This is a genomic window from Streptomyces sp. YGL11-2 (assembly GCF_050054615.1).
In the GTDB taxonomy this organism is placed as follows: domain Bacteria; phylum Actinomycetota; class Actinomycetes; order Streptomycetales; family Streptomycetaceae; genus Streptomyces.
The window spans coordinates 17,843-36,947 of sequence record NZ_JBNHIN010000067.1 but is presented as its reverse complement, the minus strand read 5'-3'; the positions used below and the strand labels follow the sequence as shown (position 1 = coordinate 36,947).

The following is a 19,105-nucleotide window of genomic DNA, read 5'->3' as shown; positions in this document are numbered from 1 at the left end:
CAACCGGGGCCACAGCCGCTGCGCGGCTGGCCCCGGTTGTCGCTGGCCGCAGGCCCCGCCCGCTCTATTGGGTCGGCATTTCCCCGATCCGTGCCACTGCCGTTTCCCTCTTCGGGCATACCCACACCGCCGTGTCCGTGCGGACTGTCGCCGTCAGCGGATGCGTGTCCGAGTGCGTCGGGCACTGTGGCCAGACCGCCGATGCGCCTTCGGACCATAGTGCCTCCACCGCCCAGTCCTGGACCTGATCTGCCAGGTGCACGAGCAGCTCTGCGGCGGTGCCATCCGGATGTGGGGTCAGGCCCTGGCCTGAACCGTCCGGGGCCCAGAGCATGATCCCGAACCTGTCATCCGAACGTATATCTGGCTGCACCGCGCACTGTGCCCGGAGGTCCCGCAGGACTGTTTCCAGAGCTTCGGCGAATTCCCTGTCGTCCACTGGGCTCCTGATCACATCGGGGAGAACTGCCTCACAGTCTCCACTGCCCCTGAAGTTTGCGGACGATCTTTTCCGGTCCAGGCCCCCGTTTCAGGCGCCGCCTCAATCCCGGCGCTGCTGGCCGGCTGTCCGGCAATTGACGCCCCACCACACGACCGGGGCTGCATCGCCTCCTTGGGCGTCAGCCCACCTCCATGCGCGTACCGCATGAGGACCTCCCGCAAACGATCAAGTGATACACCACTTCTTCGCGGACCTTCTCCCCCGGCCTCCAGCGGCGACGATGGCACCACCCACCTCCACACGCGAGACGAGCGAACGATCCACGCCCATCCATCCCGCCAACGACAGGAGTTCATGCCCACCCACCCAGAACCCAAGGATCACGTTCAGAAAGTGGACGGTATCTCGGGCCAACGACCGGATGATCCAAACGAACTGCACCGTCGTAGTCAGGTGTCTTCGGGATCCAGCTCGAACGTGAAATAGATGCTCAGCGTGTAGGGCTCGTCCTCGCCGTCCAAGACAGTCCACGACACGTCTACCGGGCGGACGCTTTGTTCCCGCAGCCACTCATGGGCTTTCCTGAAAGCCTCCGCGGAAGTTGCGCCGAGGAACAGCTTCCTGGCGATGGGATGCACCCCGGTCTCAGCATCCGAATCGTCGAAACCCTCCGGAACGTCCAGGCAGAAGTGGGGATCGAGCACCATGGCGTACACCCTTCCAGTTGATTTACCCGTGCGGGTCGACAGACCTTGCCCCTCTGAGCACGACGCCTGGTAAGACCGCCGCACTCCCAGAAAGGTTGTTTCTGCCGACCGTGCGGCGAGGGGACGCTGCTGGCAGAACGGCCCAGTTCGGGCCGCGCCGCGAGCCTGAGGCCGTGTCCCGCTCGCTCGTCCACCAGCGCGCGCCGGGGGTAGGTGCCGCATGGTGGACGGGTACGCGAGGGGCCACGGGGCACCGACATCCGTACCCGGCGGCGAGCAGGCGCGGGAGGCCGGGCCTGAGGGAGCACCTGGCGAGCTTCGCCGCCAAGGTCCTGGGCACTCGCCCCCGCGGGGACTGATCTTCAGGGGCTGATGAAACGGCCGGCTGATCGCCCGGAGCCCCTGGGGCCTGCCCCCGCCCTCAGCCACCGCCGACCCGAACCCCGTCGAGCGCGGACATCCGTGAACGCCCGCGGAATGACATCAGACAGTTCCGGTGCGAAGAGCATCCGTTCAGTCGATGACGGCGGTGGCTTCGATCTCGACCAGGTGCTCGGGTACGTCCAGTACCGCGACGCCCAGCAGCGTGGCCGGCGGCACCGGGGTGACGCCCAGCTTCGCGGCCGCCCGGGTGATCCCCTCAAAGAGCAGGGGCATCTTGTCGGGGGTCCAGTCGACGACGTAGACGGTCAGTTTCGCCACGTCGTCGAAGGAACCACCGGCCGCGGCCAGGGCCGAGCCGATATTGAGGTAGCACTGCTCGACCTGAGCGGCGAGGGCGCCTTCGCCGACCGCGACACCGTGGGCGTCCCAGGCGACCTGCCCGGCACCCCCGATTCCGGCTGCACTTCACCCCGACCGGTTCCTCCTGGATCAACCAGGTCGAGCGGTGGTTCGGCTTCCTGGCCGACCAGATGATCCGCCGCGGCGCACACAAAAACGTCCAGGCGCTCGAAGCGGATATTCGGGCGTGGGTCAAGAACTGGAACGAAGACCCCAAGCCGTTCATCTGGACCACGACAGCTCAGGAAATCCTCGGCTCCCTCACCCACTTCTGCCGACGGATCTCTGGCGCAGGACACTGGAGCGTGTCCGAGGGGTCCCGTGACAGGTCTGGCGGTGGATCCGTTAGTGAGGACGAGGGGGGAGAACAAGCTCAGCGCGTGAGCACGACCCCAACCGCGACGCCGAGGAAGATCATGCTTCCGGCGAACAGGCCGACGATCAGTGATAGGCGATGCTTCCGGGTGAATACCCTTGCGCTGTCCGGCCTTTCGGGCAGGTAGACGACCGGCACATGGGCTCCGAGGGCCAGCCCCCGCCCCAGCCCCGTCGCGACGGGCCGGAACCTGACAGGCCGGTCCTGCCGGTCGGTGAACTCGATGACGGGCGTCGAACAATCGTCCCCCGGCTCATGCTCCTGGTCCACCACCACCCCCTCGGCATGCAGCCCGTAGCGGCTCAGCCGCATCTGCCGCCGTGCCTCCCGGGCACCGGCCCACAGACTCACCAGGCCCGCCGATACGGCCAGCCCGATACCGATCGTTTCGCCCGTCATCCGTCCCCTGCTCTCCCTCGCGCAGAGCCCGCCCGGCACGGGCCGCGCATCAGGAGGACGCGGCACGCGGCCCGATGGTTCACAAAGGTGCGCAGGCTCACCGGCTCCTCGGGCTTCCGTGGTCGTGGCGGGAGCCACGAAGGGCCGCCCCGCTGCCTGAAGCCGAGGTCATCACCGGAGCCACAGCCTGATCGCGGCGAGGGTGACCGTCCTGTGTGACGATGCGGCTCGACGCAACGCAAACCGATGGGACGCAGCGGCACTTCGCCGGTAGCTACACCGTGCGGAACGGCGAAATCATCTCGGCGGACGTGCGGGAGGTCTGAACGCGACCGGGGGTCAGACCGTCTTTCCGTGCGCAGCGGCGCGGTCACGTTGAGACTCAGGCAGTCCTCGCTCACGGTGACCGTTCCCTCGTCGGCGAACTGCGGGCAGCCCGGGCCGGGCCGGGTGGCAGAGCTGGCGGCGGGGGGGCCGTGGTGATTGTTACCGGTCAGCGGCTGTGCCTGTCCGGCACCACCCACCACAGCAACCAGCAAGAGGTGCCCAGAAGCAGCGCGTTGAGGATGATCCCCATCCAGCCCCAGATCGGGAAGGTCATGGCCACCGCGAAGAACAGCGCCAAGTTCAGCGCGACGAACGCCAGCCACACCAGGGCAGTCGGCCACCGGGGACGGCGAATCGCCGTGTTCAGCAGGGCCGCCACCACGGCCACGCCGGAGACGAGTACCTCCCGTGGGATGCCGTTCCAGCGCGGGAGTACTCCGTTCCACGGCAGGATGAGGGTGCCGATCCAGACGAGGGCGAAGCAGGCCACGCCGCGCACCAGCAAGGCCGGGGACGGCTGCGGCCGTCTGGCGGGTACGGCGGACGCTGCAGGCGCCGGGGGTGCGGCGGGTGCCGCGCCCCATGCGGCGGCGGGGGCCGACGACGCGGCGCGGGCGGGCGGCGCGTTGAACGGTGCCGGTGCCGGGCCGAACCCCGACGGGACCGGCACCCGCCCGGGCGGCACGACCTCCGTCGGCACGGGAGCCTGAGCTTGGCCCGGCACGGGAATCCCGGTGGCCCCGTGGCCGCGGGAGAGGGCGTCCAGCGCCGCCAGCGCCCGCTCGGCGGTGGCTCGTTGCGCCGGGTCCTTCGTCAGCAGGGCCGCCAGCACCGGAGCCAGTGCCCCGGCCCACTCCGGCACTTGCGGATCCTGCGTGACGATGGCGATGCACAGCGCGGTGAACGTCTCGGCGGAGAACGGCGGCCGGCCCTCGACGGCGGTGTACAGGGTGGCGCCCAATGACCAGAGGTCGGTGGCGGGCGTCGGGGGCCTGCCTTCCAACTGCTCCGGGGCCATGTAGGCGGGGGTGCCAATAATCGTCCCGGAGTGGGTCAGCGCCATGGTGGCGTCCGACATGTGCGCTATGCCGAAGTCCGTGATGATCACGCGATCGTCCATCAGCAAGACGTTGTCGGGCTTGAGGTCACGGTGGACGATGCCCGCGGCATGGGCCTGTCCGAGCGCCTTCAGCATCAGGACGCCGATCTCGGCGACCCGCCACACCGGCAGGTGGCCGTCCCGCGCCACGGCGGCGGCGAGGGACGTGCCCCTCACGTACTCCATGACGATGACGGGCGCACTCTCGTGCTCGACCACGTCGTGCACGGTGATTATCCCCGGGTGGTTGAGCCGCGCGGCGGCCCGCGCCTCACGCATGACGCGCCGGAGCAGGACATCTCGCTCTTCGTCGCTCACACCCTGCGGGAGCGTGACCTGCTTGACGGCGACCTCCCGGCCCAGCGTCTCGTCACGGCCCCGCCACACACGGCCCATACCGCCCTGCCCGATCTGCTCCAGGAGCCGGTAGCGGCCGCCGATTATCTCCCCGCTCACCTCTGCCATGGCGCACACCCTAGCCCCGTACCGCGTCGGCGAGTCGGCCATTCGTCCAGCATGGAAAGTAGTCGAGGCAGGCAAAGAAGCCATAGCGCAGAAGGAAGCGCGGCGCCTCACCTCCAGTCCGCGCAGTCGGGCTCCGCCTGCCAGCCCGCTGGGTACTCAACTCCGCTGTCATGGATGGGTACTTCGAGGTCACCGATGTTGATGGCTCCGAAGATCTCGACATCGGCTCCGGCCGCGTCGGCGGCCTGTTCGAGGAGGTTGTGGAGCCGGTGGGAGGCGCGCTGGTGGGGGGAGGCCGGGGCCCAGGCCGGGCTGGGGCTCGCACCGTGCGCACACTGGAGGGCTACTGGGTGCATGCATAACCGGGCCACCCGCCGCTTCCATCATGATGCGGGCCTGTTCGAGGCCCGCCGCCGATCCCGACTGCCACCACAAGTGCCGCTAAGAACGGGCCTCTTGGGTGAACGAGGGACCCGCCGATGCCCCGCGCCTCGGTAGCGCACTGGCGCCGCGGGGCAAACGCCGCCTCGCGCCCGGCAGGGGGCACGAGGCGGGCGCATGGGGGCGCACCGCCGGCCTTGATCACTCCCGTTCCCCCCTGTGGCGATCCCACCTCCGTAGATACAGTCAGTAATCAACTGATTGCTTACCGTGTCGGACGTATGGATGCGATCGCTCCATCGCGACCGGCGCGCACCCCCGGCATGTTCGCGCCCGATCGCCCAACTCGCGGCCGGCGGAAGGATGAACGCGATGGGAAAGCGGCGGATCACGGGCGCAGGGCTGATCGCAGCGGTCGCCGGAGGCTCGACAGTGACCTCGCCGGGCCCGGCGTCAGCCGCGCATCGCTTACGGCCGGCCAGTGATCCGGACCAGGTCGCCGACGTGTCGGGAGGGACACCCAGCTGTGGCGGCTCGCCCCCAAAGGCATCGGCTACCAGATCATCGCCGAGTCCATCGGCAAGTGCCTCACCATCAAGGGCGGTGTGGGCAAGGGCAATCAGCTGATCCAGTACAGCTGCACCAACGGCGCCGCCAACGATGTGTGGCTGCCCGTCTGAGAGACCCGCACCAGCCGACCTGGCCGCCGCCGCACCTGAACCCGGCCCGGCGGCATGCACACACCGGTCAGCCCCACCTTCCGCCTCCCACCCTCCGCCTCCCACGTCGACCACCGGCCACCGGCCACCGGCCACCGGCCCAAGGGGAGAAGTACTGATGACCGCTGGGGAATCGAACGACCACAACAGCTCGGAACACTCGCGGAATCCCGTGAACTCGCCAAACGGAGCTCATGATTTACCGAACAAGCCATCCCCCACGCGCCGTTCCGTGCTCGCCGCGGCAACGCTGAGCGCGGCGGGCGCCGCTCTGCTCGCCGGCTCGCCCCGGAGCTTCGCCGGTACGCCAGGAGTTCCCGCCGCGCCGCCGACGCGGCCAGGCGCCTCCGTGAACCCGCCGGTGCTGCGGCTGCGGCTGGACGAATCGACCGGTCGGGGCGAGGCCGTTCCGCTCGTCCTGAACACCGTGGGGGACGGGCGCAGGAGCACAACGGTCGAGGCCACCGTGTCCAGCACCACCGGCCGCACCGCACTCGCCACCGGCAAGAAGGCCGCGGGCCGGAAGCACGGCGCCGACGTACGGGTCGCCGGGGAGAACCAGGCCGTGGTGTGGGTGACACCGCGCAGTGCAGGCTCGCCGCTGGAGCCCACGGACCGGCTCCGGGTGAGTACCCCGCACGGTGAGTCGACGGTCGATGTGTGGATCGAGCCGATCGGCGGCCGGTGGTACGACGGCGACTTCAGGAACGAAGAAGGCAGGCCGACCAAGGGCGACCTGGGCATCGTGGCCATGCACGCGGCTCTGATGGGCACGACCGCCGATCCCCGGATCCTCATGTTCTCGGCCCCTCGCCTGCGCAAGCGCAACGGGGAGCCGCTGGAGGACCCGATGGGCGTTGCGGGCCAGTGGAGTTGGTTCGGCGCCAAGCTCAACGACGTCGAGGCCAAGGTGCTCGACGTCCACACCGGCACGACCCGGGACACGCTGCTGCCGGACGTGACCCTCCCCAGGCACCATCCGCCCAGGCCCTGGCGGGACAACATCTTCTGCGCGGGCGCCGCCCACTTCCCCGACGGCACGCTCTTCGTGGTGGGCGGCAACATCGCGCCCGACATCTTCCCCGAGAACGACGGCGTCATCGAAAACGCCCACCACATGTACGCCTACGAGGCCGGGACCGACACCTGGACGCTGCTCCCGGCGAACATCGACCCGTACCGCTGGTATCCGACGGTGACCACTCTTCCGGACGGCCGGATGCTCATCACCACGGGCAGCAAGACGGTCCTGGACGCCGCGGAGAACACCAACGACAAGAAGTTCTGGGACAACATCATCAACGACTACCGGATCTACGATCCGGCGACCGGAAGCATGGTGGACACCGGAGAGGTCGACCTCATCGACACGTCGAAGCTCGGCACCACCCCGAACGGATGGCCCGAAGTACTGGGCACCTACCCGTGGGTGTTCGTCCTCCCCAGGGGAAGCGAGCAGGGCACCATCATCGCCCTCACCGAATGCAACCGGGCCTGGTTGTACGAGTACGCGCCGCAGCAGCAAGCTCCCCTGGTGCGGGCCCCCGAGCTCTACCGCATGAAGTCCAAGGGCTCACGGAGCTACCCGACCTACGGCTCGATGGTGCTGCTTCCGCTCACCCCCGGGCAGCGCCTCATGCGGATCCTGGCCGTCGGCGGCCAGGGCGAGCACAACGGCAACCACCGCGATCTGTCACCCGACCACGACGCCACCGCCACCGCCGAGATCTTCGAGGTCGACACCACCAAGTCACGGAGCGGACAAGGGCGTTGGCGGGACCCCAAGGGGCCGAGGAAGCGGATGGCGCACGCCCGCGTGCTCTGCGACGCCACACTGCTGGCCGACGGTACGGTCCTGGTCACCGGCGGGTCCAAGACCGGCTGGGGCGACCAGAACCGGGAAGAGGTCCGCCAGGCCGAACTCTTCGACCCCGAGCGGGAGACCTTCACCCGCGCCGCCCGCGCCAAAACCGACCGCCGCTACCACTCGACCGCGCTGCTGCAACTCGACGGCACGGTACTGAAGGCGGGCAGCAGCGGAGGCTTCGGCAACAACAGGAAGCTGGACAACGGCAAGTACGACATCTCCATCGATCCGAAGAACCGCCGTGCCTGGACCCAGGTCCACACCGACGCCGAACGCTACTTCCCGCCCTACCTGTGGCGCGGGCCCCGCCCCTCGGTCCACGACGTCGCCGGCCAAGCCGGCGGTGCGACGCTCCGCTACGGCGACGGCGTCGAGATCACCGCCTCCGGCTTGAGCCTCGACGACGACGTCCGAGTGGCGATCATCCGCCTGGGCAGCACCACACACGGCAACGACATGGACCAGCGCTACGTCTGGCTCCCCGTCGACCGACGTGAACAGCACAAGGATCAACGGTGGACGATCACCGTGACACCGCCGCGCAACCCGGCGGCGGCGCCTCCCGGTGACTACCAGCTCATCGTCGTCGACGGCCACGGCGTCCCGTCCGAGGGCGTGATCGTCCGCATGGCCCCATAGCGGCGGAGCGGCAACCGCGATCCGCCCGCCCGCACGTTGTCCGGATTCCGTCTCCCCTTCCGGAGTCCGGACACGCGGCCACCACTCCCGACGAGACGCCCCTGCCCTGCTCGTCTCGTACTCGCCGAAGAAGCTGGGCTTCTTCTAGAGGTCCGAGAGAAGGTGCCTGACCTGGGCATTTGCCCGTCAGGCGCCTTCCGCGCGACCCGTCTCCGCGATGCCCGGCAGCTCTTTGGCTTCACCATGGCCGGCCCCGCTCTCCCGCCCGGGCGCGGAACCGCCGCACGGTCAGTCCCGCAGATCGCCCAGCCAGCGCAGGGCGCGCAGGCCGGCAGGAAGCAGTACTCGCCGCCGCGGGTGAGGACGAACCGCGGCAGCGGGGGCAGGCGCCGGCGCACCGGCCGCCGGGGAACGGTGAAGCCACCGCTGCCGTCGTGGGATCCGGCGACCGGGTCCTTGGCATCACCGGCGCCGAAGAACGCGCCGTCGTTGATCCACTGGGGCTGGACGAACTCGAACTGCCGCCCCAGGTGGGCTCCGACGAAGGCGATCAGCAGGCCGCGGTCGGCTCCGTCGTCCTCCAGAGCACCGTCGAACAGTGGCGGGCCGTAGACGGCGCCGCGTCTGATCATGCGGTGCAGACGCACCGCCCCCGCCACCGAGGCGTCCCGGGGGTTGGTCCGGCGGATGTGGCAACCACCGGGGTGAGAAATCCGGTCGGGTCCTCCCGCGCGTACAGGAAGGTGTTGCGCCGGTCGGGGTCCGCGCCGAGGGCGGGGTCGTCGTGCTGCGGGCTGAGGGCGAGCGGAGCTCCGCTGCGCCAGCGGCCCACGATCTTGGCGGCCAGCAGTTCCTCAGCCTGCGGGCCGGTGGCGGCCTGGCGCAGGTAGCGGCGGAACGCGGCGACGTCCTGGTGGAGTTTGCGGAAGACCGCGTAGCTGCCGTTGCGTCCCAGTGCCTCCGGCTGCGGCATCTGGAGGCTGCCGATCTCGTCCGGGTAACCGAGCACGAACGCGCCTGCCTTCAACGGCGTCGCCAGCCGGTTGGACCCTGCGATGCCGCTGCCTTCGACGGCCGGGTGGCTGACGCCGTCGCGCACCGTGTCCGGCTCGTCCGTCGTCACGGCGTAGTGCGGCAGGTGCTGGTGGAAGTTGAAGTTGGTCACCCCTTCCAGCCATCGCTTGGCATCCAGGTCCCTGAACGCAACGAACGGGGCGATCTTGTCCTGCTCCCGCACGGCGGGCCGCAGCCCGTAGCGGTTCTCCACCGGGACGCCGAGCGCGCGCATCACGCCCCGGATGTAGCCGGCGAAGCGCTGCTGCCGGGGAACCAGGGGATCGCCGTGATGGTGGTACTCGATGTCCCGCACCGCCAACTCGTCCGACTCCCCCACGTCGTGGTGGACGCCGAGAACCAGGCAGGCGTCCGGTCTGCCGAGGAACGCCCGCAGCGCCTCGACCTCGCCCGGCTCCGCCTCCTGGCCGGTGACCATGTGGTCCTGCCCGAAGACGAACAGGGTGTCGGTGTCGGCCAGGACGCGTTCGTCGAGCGGGGTGCGGAAACCGGCCTGGTCGATGTCCGGTGAGCCGGGGCAGCATTCCCGCCGAGGTGGATCGTGGAGCCACTGGGCGACGACGTCTCCACGCTCACCCGAACCGGCACCTACCAGAAGCGCCTCACGTGGCGGACGGCAGCACGGCCACCGGCGCCGACGTCATCCCACGCCGGTCACCGACAGCGACGACCGCCCTGCGGGCACTCTTGGCGGGGCGCCGGCGGCTGGACGCGCCGCGCGCCCAGCTGTGTACCCGCCACCGGCCGAACTATCGGCCGGATCTCAATGTTTGGACTCGGTGCCGAATGTTCCGGCTACCGGCGCCCGTTGGCGGCTCAATCGTCAACGCGGTTCCGACGCCCGCGATAAGGGGGCAATTCGCTTCTTCGGATCCAGGTGCGAAGGCCGCCCGGGCGGCGATGCGGCACTGGTGAGCGAACGAGATGCAGAGTAGCGAAATCGACTCGGTAGTGGGCCAGTTGAGTTCTTGCCGTTGTTCTCGATCGCGCTGACAACCGTGTTGCCGCCCTCGTAACTTCGCCGCGTGACTATTTCTCCGCGCCCCATGGGGCGCCGTGGATTCCTGGGTTCCGCCGCCGCGCTCGGCGCCGGAGCGCTGACCACGGGGGCGGGCTCCACCGCCGTCGCCGGGCCCAGGACGGCCGGTGCGGCCGATGCCGTCAGCCATGACCTTGCCCGCAAGGTGCTGCTGGTGGGCGATGACGGTGCAGACCTCAAGCTGCGCTATCTGAACATTCTCATCGACCACGGACTTCCCCAGGCCGCCAAGTCCACGAAACCCAAGCACGTTCTCGTCGTCGGCGCCGGAATCGCCGGCATGGTGTCCGCCCTGCTGCTGAAGGAGGCCGGGCACCGGGTCACCATTGTGGAAGCCAACGGCAATCGGGCCGGCGGCCGCATCAAGACCTTCAAGGGAGTGTTCTCCGACAGGTCGCTGCACGCCGAGGCGGGCGCCATGCGGCTGCCGGACTTCCACCCCATGGTGCTGGCGCTGGCCGACAAACTGCGGCTGAAGCGGCGCCTGTTCTACTACGCCGATGTGGCGCCCGGCGCCCGGCCCAGCGGCAAGGTGCCGCCGGTGGTCTACAAGTCGTTCAACGGCCAGACCTGGACCAATGGCGAACCGACCTCCTTCCGTCCGCCGGAAGGCACTTCGCGCACCCTCATCCACGTCAACGGCACCCGGGTCACCCGCGGCGCCTACGCCACATCGCCTGGCACGATCAACCGAACCTTCGGCGCCTCGGCCACCAGCACCATGTCCGCCGCGCTGGACAAGGCGCTGGATGTGGTGACGGTCCCCCAACAGGGCTCCATCCAGCGCCAGATCGACGCCTGGGCCAAGGTCATCCATGAATTCGACGACTACTCCACGCACCGGTACCTGGTGGAACGCGCCGGATGGAACCCGGCGGACATCCAGGCGGCGGGCACCCTGGAGAACGTCACCTCGCGGCTGCACTACTCGCTGATTCCCACGCTGATCGACCGGTCGATCATCACGCCGTCCACCAGGTTCTGGGAGCTGGAGGGCGGCACGGCGATGCTGACGGAGGCACTGGCCGCCCGGCTGAAAGGCGTCATCCACTTCAACCGGCGGATGACCAGGCTCACTCAGACCGCGGACGGGGTGCGTATCGAGACCACGGCGGAGTCGGGAACGGAGGAATCCTGCGACGGCGCGCCCGTCAAGCCCCAACAGGTCTTCGAGGGTGACTACGCCCTCGTCACCGCGCCGTTCTCGGCGGTGCGGTTCTGCGAATTCGAGCCCGCGCTCTCGTACCCCAAGCGGCGGGCCATCGCCGAACTCCACTACGACTCGGCCACCAAAGTGCTGCTGGAGTTCAAGAACCGCTTCTGGGAACAGGGCGAGCAGGGGTTCACCGGCGGGGGCTGCGTATCGGACACCCCCAACCGCTTCACCTATTTCCCCTCCGTGGTCGAGGGGAGCCGCGGCGGTGTCGTCCTGGCCTCCTACACCTGGTCCGACGAGGCGATGCGCTGGGATTCGCTGACGGACGGGGAGCGTTACGCCTTCGCCCTGGACAACCTTGCCCGGATGTTCGGCCCCCAGGTCCGCGAGGAGTTCACCGGCGTGGGCGCCACCCAGTCCTGGGCACGGGCCCGCTACGCACTCGGCGAAGCGGTCATCTTCACCCCGGGCCAACTGCATGAGCACCACCCGGCCACTCGCACCGTGGAGGGGCGCGTGCACTTCGCCGGCGAGCACACCAGCCTCAAACCGGCCTGGATCGAGGGGGCACTGGAAAGCGCGGTGCGGGCCGGCCTGGAAATCCACCAGCGCTGAACCGCGCGACGCGCCGCGGGTGATGGGCGCGTACCAGGGACTCGAACCCCGGACCCGCTGATCGACCCCGCACTTCCGTGACGGCCTGTCGGTTTCGCCGGCAGGCCGTTCGGCTGTCCAGGTGGTGATGAGCACGGCAGCGGCCCCGCTGTCGCGGCGGGTAGGCACCGCTGTGGCGTCATGGGGCAGCCCCGCCTCTCACGGGAAGGGGTTGTGCACCAATCCGGCCCCGCGCGGCCGACCGATGGCCATGAGCCTCGGTGGGACCGCCGTTGGCGGCAAGCAGGCCGAGACCGAGGGGTGTGCACCAGTGCCACACGGCTTTCCCGTCGCGTTGGGAAACGATCAGGCCGGCCTGCCGGAGCGTCTTGGCTTGCATGGAGGCGGCCGCGGGGGTGACGGACAGTTCGCGGGCGAGGTCGGTGGTGGTGTGTTGTCGGACGAGCAGCCGCAGGGCCCGTGCCCGGGTCGCGCCCACGAGCGGGGTGAGCGGATCGTCGCTCGCCCCCGGACCTCTCAGGGGCAGCGGCGTGAGGGCGGGGTAGATCAGCACAAAACGTCCGTCGGGGTACGCCGCGGCCAGCAGGTGGTCGGCCCACAGCAGCGAGGGCTGAAGGATGATGCCCTGCCCGTGCAGGGTGAACTCTTGGTCGCGGGGAGATCGGGCTTCCAGGGTCAGACCGCGCCACCGCAGGGACGGACACAGGCCCGACAGGGTCGCGTGCAGGCCCTGCTGGGCCAGTACCCGGGCACGCCAGGCGATTTCGGTTTGGAAGCCGGCCCGGATGTCGGGCCAGTTCTCGGCGAGGACGCTGGTATGGGCGGAGCGGATCGCCTGGTCGAGGGTCTGCCAGGCATCTCGCTCGCCGGCGGCCAGGTTGCGCATCCACGGCGAGAGCGAGCGGTCGATGCCGCACATCCGGTCAAGTTCCGCGCGGGCTGCGGCCCGTGGTGTCGACAGCACCCGCTCCAGCCCCTCGTCGAAGGCGGGGCTGGGCGGGTCCAGAAAGAAGGGACCGGCGCCCAGCGGGGAGACCAGTTCCAACAGGGCCCTTGCCTGGCGTGGCATGCCGCGGGCCGTCCGCCGGCGCCAGGGGCCGAAGACCGGGTGCGCGTCACGGCGCTGCAACATCGAGAACGCCAGGCTGAGTTCCAGCAGGGGTGCCGGCTCTTCGGCGAACGTCACTCGTAACAGATCCTCTGCGGAGCAGTGCACGCGTAACACGTTCTCCCCCTTGGCATCTGACACTTCAGCTGTCGCTGAAAGCATCGCACCGGCCCGGCGCCACGGCGAGCATGGGAGCGCCGAACACACCGCCGCGCACACCGCGGTGGCACGGCGCACCCCGTGCCGGGTACTCCACACCACGGGGCGGACAGGCGGCCCCACCGCACCCGGGACCGGGCGCCAGGCACTCGACGGGGGAGAGCCTGGCGCCCGGCCCGGCGCCGGAGGGCGCCACGATCCCGCGACCGCCAGGAGGCGACATGATCTCCCGCCCGTACATGCGCACCGCGACATCAGCTGCGACAGGACTGCTTCTCCTCACCGGTCTGGCAGGCACCAGCCAGGCGGACGCCGCGAGCCACGCATCCGCTCGCACGACACCGGCGGCGCTCACCTCCACCGCGCGAGGCATCAGCTGTCATGTCAACTGGAAGACGTCCACATCCGCCAATGTGTGGTGCGACGGCCACGGGCCTGCGCGGTACGGGGCGAGCATCCTGTGCAGGAAGGGGTCCTTGGACCGCCAGCTGAACTACAACAACGGGCCATGGCTGGGCGACCGCCGCGGCATCAGCATGTACTGCCCCGGTGGCGGCTTCCGCCGGGTCAACCAGTGGGGCTGGTACGCCTGACGTCCGCCCCCCGCGCGGCGCCGCCAGCCGCACCCCCGCATTCAGGTAGCCGATGCCGAGATCCGGACCATGCACGGACCAACTCCCCGCCGACGGCCGTCACGGTCGCCGTATCGGCAAGTCAGCGCCGCTACCAGTGCTGTACCACCAGCAGACCAAGAACCTGCTGATCGGATGGTGCTGGTGCTGGTACGGCTATCGATCCCGAAGAGGGGATCGTCCGCGGCGACCACCACACGTTCACGCCTGACGACGATCACCGAGCGTGCTGGAGGCAATGTCGGCTCCTGCACCTCGATTCCGGCCGTGATCGTGGAGCCACCTGGGGAGAATCTGGGGAGTATCTGAGCCGCTGGGGGAGCGTGTGGGGAGAATCCGCTACACAACCCGGCACGATCCTGAAAGACAGTGAAAGGCTCATTTACGCAGGCCAGCGGCCTACCTAGCCGCAGCACCGCAGGTCAAGGGCGGTACCTGGACAACTCCATGATGTACGTACCGAGATTGATGGTTCCTGCATGACCTCCGATCCCGGCAGTGCCTACGAGTCTGCGCGCTGGCAGTCAACCGCTGCGGACTTACCTGCCGAAGGACGGGAAGCTCGTCAATGGCACCGGTAACGGCGAATGAGTGGAGGCGCGCGAGCCGGCTGGGCTCCTCTTCACCGCCCCACGCCTCAAGAGGTCGTCGTCGATGCCGGCTCCCCGGCAGCGATCGCGGTCATCGGTCCAGGAGACCGGGGGATACAGCTCGCGGTCGATCAGTGTCCGTCCCTGGACGGAGGCATAGGCCAGAATGGTTCCGATCTGGCAATTTTCCCGGCGGCCGGCAGTGCCGGTGCACTGCTGGTGAACGCCGACCGACCTGGTGCCCTTCTTCAGGAAAACGGTGTCCTCACAGATCAGCACACCGTCGGGCTGCCGATCGTCTCCGTGACGGAGACCTGGACATCGTCACGGACCGTCCTCGTCCCAGTCGGAGAGACTGAGCAGACGCTGGACACCGTCGGGGCGGAGCTGTCCGACCTGCTCGGACAGCATCCACCGTTCTTCCTCTCCCATGGCGAGACCAGCCCGTGAAGGTAGTCCAGTGCCCGCTCGCCCGGCTCGGACCTGCCAAAACAGTGGGCGAACCGCGCATGCAGCCCGGCTATCCCCTCCGACCACGACTCAACCCGCTCAACCGTCACCTCATCAGCACACCTAGAGCCGACGCAGTCCGCTGAGCACCCGCTCCATCAGCACGCAATCCGGGGTGGGGTTGCCGTTGGTGGTGGCGGTCCGGTGCACGGTGATCAGTCCGCACTCCGCCATGTCACCGAGCAGTACTTTGGCCACCCCGAGGGGAATCATGAGCAGCGCGGCCACCTCGGCCACCGACACCGGCTGTCCGCACAGCCCGATCACCGCGCGGTAATCGGTCTGCGCGATGGCGGTGGAGCGGTAACCCAGCTCGGTGGCCGTCACCAGGGTCTCGATCTCGAAGTGGTGGTTCGACCTGGTCCGGCCGCCCGTCCAGGTGTAGGCGCGGACGATCGAGGCCGCGTACTGGTCGGTGTCCTGGTGCTGGTACTCGGGCGTCCAGGCGCTGAGCGGGTCGGCGGGCGGGGCGGCCTCCGGGGAGCCCGGCGACGGATGCGTCGGCAGGCGGTCCGTCTCCTGGGGAGGTGTGGCCTCGGGTCGGTCGCCGGGCTCGGAGCGTTTCCGCCTGCGTCGTGCGTTGTCCCAGCTGAACGCGTTGAGCACGTCGGCGAACGTCTGGTCGTCCTCCGGCTCCTGATCCTCCCCAGGGGTTCCGAAGGGGCCTCCACCAGTGCTCATGGTCGCCCTATCCAGGCTGCTGAGCGGCGGCCTGGTTCAGTTCGTACAACTCGGCGCGTAGTTCCGGGGTCAGGATCTCGCCCACCTGGTCGACGAGTACGGTCATCTCGTAGGCAATCTGGCCGATCTCGCAGTCCGGCGCCGCCAGCACCGCGAGGCACGAGCCGTCTTTGATCAACATGAGGAGCATGATCCCGTTTTTCATCTGGACGACGGTCCGACGTACGTCACCGGTCTCGAAACAGCTGGCAGCGCCCTGGATCAGGCTGACGGCGCCTGCGGCGATCGCGGCGAGCTGCTGGGCATGGGCGTCCGGCATCCGGTTCGACGCGGTCAGCATCAACCCGTCGACCGAGACCACCACGGCGTGTGCCACGTTGGGCACGCGCTCGGTGAAGTTGGTGACCAGCCATCCGAACTGGCTCACCTGCCGGAGCTGGGGTGCGGTCATGGGATCGTTCTCCTGCCGGACTCGTCGGGGTGCTGGTGTCACGTCTCATCGGGGCGAGCCTGACGGATTCCTGCCTGGTAGCTGTTGAGGAATCCGCGGGTCCGGCCGGCGTCCTGACTTACGCGCACGTCATCGCTCACAGGTACGTCGCCGACGCCACCGGCGCGCGGTGCGGCCAGCCCCGGTGCCAGGTTCGCGCGCGGCACCCGCTTGGGCAGTCCGACCCGCGTGTGGTCGGCTGCCTCCGCGGCGCCCGTCGGCTCGGCCGCAGGCGATCGGCGCGGCGCGGCGGGTTTGGAGGGGCCTGCGGTGGGCTGTGGTTGCGGGGAGTCCAGGGGCCGTGCCGCGGGCGGGCGGGCCGACCCGGCCGCGAACCAGGAGAATCCGTCGGTGTCTTGTGACGCTGCCGGGCCGCCCGCGTTCGCGGCGGGCTGTGCGGGTGCGCGTGCGATGTCCTGAGGGCCGGCCCCGGGCCGCTCCGGCGTGGCCGGCCGGAACCAGGAGGTGGCGGCGTCGCGTGGGTCTGCGGTTCCGGACGGCGTCGGAGGCACCGGCCGGTGCATGGCGTCCTGGAGGGTGTGGCCGTTCACCGGTGTGCCGTTCGCGGGGCCGCTGTCGGTGACGTCGGGCGCGTCCTGGGTGACATCCGGCACGTCCTCGGTGACGGGTGGTGTGGGCGGGCATGGCGCGGACAGGGTCGCGAACGAACCGGTGTCGGCCAGGCCGTCCGGCTCGGCGGCGTCGGGATTGGACCCGGAGGTCGGGGCGGAGTCGTCGACGCGGGCTGTGGCGGTCACCCGGCCATCGCCCCGGCGCGGCAACGGGGGTGCGGTGACCGTATCGGTCGCCCGGAGTGCCGCCACCCGCGAGGCGGACTTGGTGTCCGGCGTGCTCAGCGGGGTTCCCGCTTGGCCCACGGTGCTTGAGGCCTCATCCTTCACCAGTCCGGGCGGTACGAGCACCAAGGCCCGTAGACCGCTGCCCTTCTGGTCCATTGTCAGCTTCACGCCGATGCCGTGCCGGGTTGCCAGCCGGCCGACCACGAACAGGCCCATCTGCCGCGAGGTGGGCACGTCCGCGGAAGAGCCCACTGCCACCCGCCGGTTGGCCTCGGCCAGTTCGGCGTCGTTCATCCCGATGCCCTGGTCCAGGATGTCGATCAGCGCCGAACCGTCGCGCCGCCGGCTGCTGCCGATGACCACCTGGGTGTCCGGCGGGGAGAAGCTGGTGGCGTTGTCCATCAGCTCGGCGACCAGCCGCGCCAGGTCACCGGCCGCGTACCCGATCACCTCCAGGGGCGCCGGTAGTTGCACCACGACGCGCTGATAGTGCTCGATCTCGGAAACCGCGGCCCGCAGCACGTTGCCCAGCGGTACGAGCTGATCGAAGCGGCGGGCCAGCTCACTGCCGGAGAGCACCATCAGGTTCTCGTTGTTGCGGCGCATCCGGGTCGCGAGGTGGTCGAGCTTGAACAGGTTGGCCAGCTGATCGGGGTCCTCCTCATGCCGTTCCAGCTGCTCCATCAGCCGCAACTGACGCTCCACCAGGCTCTGGCTGCGCCGGGAAAGGTTGACCAGGGTGTTCCGGAGATCGCTGCGCAGCGTGGCCTGCTCCACCGCCAGCCGCACGGCCTGGCCGTGTACTGCCTCGAATGCCCGCGCGAGCTCCCCGAACTCCTCGGTGGTGTGCACCGGCACCGACTCGACCACCGCGTTCGGTGTACGGCCCTCGCGGATGTTCGCGACGGCGGCCGGCAGCCGGTGCTCGGCCACATCCAAGGCGGTCGAGCGGAGTACGACCAGCGACCGCAGCAGGTAGCGGCCGATCAGCACACCGATACCCACCGCTAGCAGCAGCACCGCCAGCAGGATCACGGACGCCGCCCCCGCCCGGTCGCTGGTTTGGTCCTGCAACCTGGCGGAGACCGTACGCAGGTCGTGGGCGAGCCGGAGCTGCGCCTTGTTCATCAGCTCGCCGGTTCGCTCGGAACTGACCTTCCAGTCCTTGACCGGGATCTGCCACGAAGTGCCCCGCCCCGGGCCGTCGGACGCCTCCGGCTCGGACAGCGCGGCTTTCACCAGTTGGGCGCGCCGGTCGACGTCCGCACCGGTCACGGTTTCCTCGTAGGACTTCTCCTCCGCGGGGGTGGCCAAGGCCCGGAAGTCGGCGAGCTTGTCCCGCATCCTGGTGTCGGAGTCCTGTAGTGCCCGGCTGAGCTCCCGGTCCTCCATGCTGCCGCGCCTGGCCGCTTCCAGGAGGAGGACGTGCTGGAGGCTGATCTGCTCCTGGGCCACCTCCAGGTCGTACGACGCGGTGGCCGGCTGGGAGAGCTGGGGGTCGCCGAACTGGTTGACCAGGGCCTGGTCCAGATCCAGTGCACTCTTGATGACCGCGTTGTACTGCTCAGTGGCGCTCCAGACTGCGATCCTTCCCGAGTTCACCTGGCCGCGCAGCGCAGGCAACCGTCGCAGGAACGCGCCCGCCTCGTCGTACCGGGTCTTGGAGACCTGGTCGAGGTGGCCGTACTTGCCGGCCGTGCGCCTGACGGTCGCTCCGGCGTGATCGACGTCCAGGGCCTGCCGCCGGAGCGCGGCCCGGTCGAGGGGCGTGCGGTCGCCCAGGTTCTCGGCGGACAGGGTCCGCTCCTCCCGCAGCCCTCCGATCAACGTCGTCAGATCACCTCGCAGTTCGACCAGCTGCTGGATGTCCGCGTATTCCTCCGCGCTTGCGACCTCGTGCTGGATCTGCACCAGTGACGAGGCGACGCCGAGCAGTGCCGGCACCGTCAGGACGGCGGCCAGCTTGACGGGCAGCCGCCAGTTCCGCCACTGCACGACAGCGGACCACCTCGGCACCCGGCGCACCCGCGGATACGCATGCCTTGCC

At 69.3% G+C, this 19,105-nt stretch carries 12 protein-coding genes and 3 pseudogenes; 4 read left to right on the top strand and 11 right to left on the bottom strand.

Annotation, left to right across the window (positions count from 1 at the left end):
• Nucleotides 1-891: 891 nt before the first annotated feature.
• Both ACO1BR_RS39025 and ACO1BR_RS39020 read right to left on the bottom strand, forming a co-directional pair.
• Nucleotides 892-1,149, bottom strand: coding sequence for a hypothetical protein (locus ACO1BR_RS39025; RefSeq protein ID WP_426799848.1), 258 nt, complete (start codon nucleotides 1,147-1,149; stop codon nucleotides 892-894).
• A 513-nt stretch (nucleotides 1,150-1,662) separates the two neighbouring features.
• A pseudogene (locus tag ACO1BR_RS39020) lies at nucleotides 1,663-1,977 on the bottom strand (RidA family protein); the annotation flags it as partial.
• Between ACO1BR_RS39020 and ACO1BR_RS39015 the strand changes: the two are divergent.
• Nucleotides 1,977-2,216 (top strand): annotated as a pseudogene (locus tag ACO1BR_RS39015) (IS630 family transposase); the annotation flags it as partial. The pseudogenes ACO1BR_RS39020 and ACO1BR_RS39015 sit on opposite strands and share 1 nt — an antisense overlap.
• Nucleotides 2,217-2,305: 89 nt before the next feature.
• On the opposite strand, the gene ACO1BR_RS39010 reads toward ACO1BR_RS39015, so the two are convergent.
• From ACO1BR_RS39010 to ACO1BR_RS39000, 3 genes are all read right to left on the bottom strand, one after another.
• Nucleotides 2,306-2,707: a DUF3592 domain-containing protein gene (locus ACO1BR_RS39010; protein ID WP_426799847.1), complete on the bottom strand. Its 402-nt coding sequence runs from the start codon at nucleotides 2,705-2,707 to the stop codon at nucleotides 2,306-2,308.
• A 493-nt stretch (nucleotides 2,708-3,200) separates the two neighbouring features.
• Nucleotides 3,201-4,598: a serine/threonine-protein kinase gene (locus tag ACO1BR_RS39005; RefSeq protein WP_426799846.1), complete on the bottom strand. Its 1,398-nt coding sequence runs from the start codon at nucleotides 4,596-4,598 to the stop codon at nucleotides 3,201-3,203.
• Nucleotides 4,599-4,705: 107 nt separating this feature from the next.
• Nucleotides 4,706-4,954, bottom strand: coding sequence for a hypothetical protein (locus ACO1BR_RS39000; protein ID WP_426799845.1), 249 nt, complete (start codon nucleotides 4,952-4,954; stop codon nucleotides 4,706-4,708).
• Between the two features lie 549 nt (nucleotides 4,955-5,503).
• On the opposite strand from ACO1BR_RS39000, the gene ACO1BR_RS38995 reads away from it, so the two are divergent.
• Together ACO1BR_RS38995 and ACO1BR_RS38990 are read left to right on the top strand one after the other, a co-directional pair.
• Complete coding sequence (locus tag ACO1BR_RS38995) at nucleotides 5,504-5,659, top strand: RICIN domain-containing protein (RefSeq protein WP_426799855.1); 156 nt, start codon at nucleotides 5,504-5,506, stop codon at nucleotides 5,657-5,659.
• Between the two features lie 388 nt (nucleotides 5,660-6,047).
• Nucleotides 6,048-8,204: a galactose oxidase-like domain-containing protein gene (locus tag ACO1BR_RS38990; protein WP_426799844.1), complete on the top strand. Its 2,157-nt coding sequence runs from the start codon at nucleotides 6,048-6,050 to the stop codon at nucleotides 8,202-8,204.
• A gap of 628 nt (nucleotides 8,205-8,832) precedes the next feature.
• Here the strand turns inward: ACO1BR_RS38990 and ACO1BR_RS38985 are convergent.
• Nucleotides 8,833-9,696, bottom strand: coding sequence for a hypothetical protein (locus ACO1BR_RS38985; RefSeq protein ID WP_426799843.1), 864 nt, complete (start codon nucleotides 9,694-9,696; stop codon nucleotides 8,833-8,835).
• 628 nt (nucleotides 9,697-10,324) lie between these two features.
• On the opposite strand from ACO1BR_RS38985, the gene ACO1BR_RS38980 reads away from it, so the two are divergent.
• A complete protein-coding gene (locus ACO1BR_RS38980) occupies nucleotides 10,325-12,088 on the top strand; it encodes a flavin monoamine oxidase family protein (RefSeq protein WP_426799854.1) in 1,764 nt (587 codons plus the stop codon).
• A 178-nt stretch (nucleotides 12,089-12,266) separates the two neighbouring features.
• Here the strand turns inward: ACO1BR_RS38980 and ACO1BR_RS38975 are convergent, their stop codons facing one another.
• From ACO1BR_RS38975 to ACO1BR_RS38955, 5 genes and pseudogenes are all read right to left on the bottom strand, one after another.
• Complete coding sequence (locus ACO1BR_RS38975; RefSeq protein WP_426799842.1) at nucleotides 12,267-13,274, bottom strand: ArsR/SmtB family transcription factor; 1,008 nt, start codon at nucleotides 13,272-13,274, stop codon at nucleotides 12,267-12,269.
• A 1,354-nt stretch (nucleotides 13,275-14,628) separates the two neighbouring features.
• Nucleotides 14,629-15,137 (bottom strand): annotated as a pseudogene (locus tag ACO1BR_RS38970) (IS701 family transposase); the annotation flags it as partial.
• 13 nt (nucleotides 15,138-15,150) lie between these two features.
• Nucleotides 15,151-15,768 (bottom strand): DUF742 domain-containing protein, encoded by a 618-nt coding sequence (locus ACO1BR_RS38965; protein ID WP_426799841.1) that lies wholly within the window; start codon nucleotides 15,766-15,768, stop codon nucleotides 15,151-15,153.
• A 7-nt stretch (nucleotides 15,769-15,775) separates the two neighbouring features.
• Nucleotides 15,776-16,219, bottom strand: a complete 444-nt coding sequence (locus tag ACO1BR_RS38960) for a roadblock/LC7 domain-containing protein (RefSeq protein ID WP_030063293.1) — start codon at nucleotides 16,217-16,219, stop codon at nucleotides 15,776-15,778.
• A gap of 38 nt (nucleotides 16,220-16,257) precedes the next feature.
• Nucleotides 16,258-19,053, bottom strand: coding sequence for a sensor histidine kinase (locus ACO1BR_RS38955; RefSeq protein ID WP_426799840.1), 2,796 nt, complete (start codon nucleotides 19,051-19,053; stop codon nucleotides 16,258-16,260).
• Between the last annotated feature and the right edge of the window lie 52 nt (nucleotides 19,054-19,105).

Coding starts and splice junctions, on each gene's coding strand:
- ACO1BR_RS39010 (WP_426799847.1), bottom strand. CDS start 2,707: ATGACGGGCGAAACGATCGGTATCGGGCTGGCCGTATCGGCGGGCCTG.
- ACO1BR_RS39005 (WP_426799846.1), bottom strand. CDS start 4,598: ATGGCAGAGGTGAGCGGGGAGATAATCGGCGGCCGCTACCGGCTCCTG.
- ACO1BR_RS39000 (WP_426799845.1), bottom strand. CDS start 4,954: ATGCACCCAGTAGCCCTCCAGTGTGCGCACGGTGCGAGCCCCAGCCCG.
- ACO1BR_RS38960 (WP_030063293.1), bottom strand. CDS start 16,219: ATGACCGCACCCCAGCTCCGGCAGGTGAGCCAGTTCGGATGGCTGGTC.
- ACO1BR_RS38985 (WP_426799843.1), bottom strand. CDS start 9,696: ATGGTCACCGGCCAGGAGGCGGAGCCGGGCGAGGTCGAGGCGCTGCGG.
- ACO1BR_RS38980 (WP_426799854.1), top strand. CDS start 10,325: ATGGGGCGCCGTGGATTCCTGGGTTCCGCCGCCGCGCTCGGCGCCGGA.
- ACO1BR_RS38965 (WP_426799841.1), bottom strand. CDS start 15,768: ATGAGCACTGGTGGAGGCCCCTTCGGAACCCCTGGGGAGGATCAGGAG.
- ACO1BR_RS39025 (WP_426799848.1), bottom strand. CDS start 1,149: ATGGTGCTCGATCCCCACTTCTGCCTGGACGTTCCGGAGGGTTTCGAC.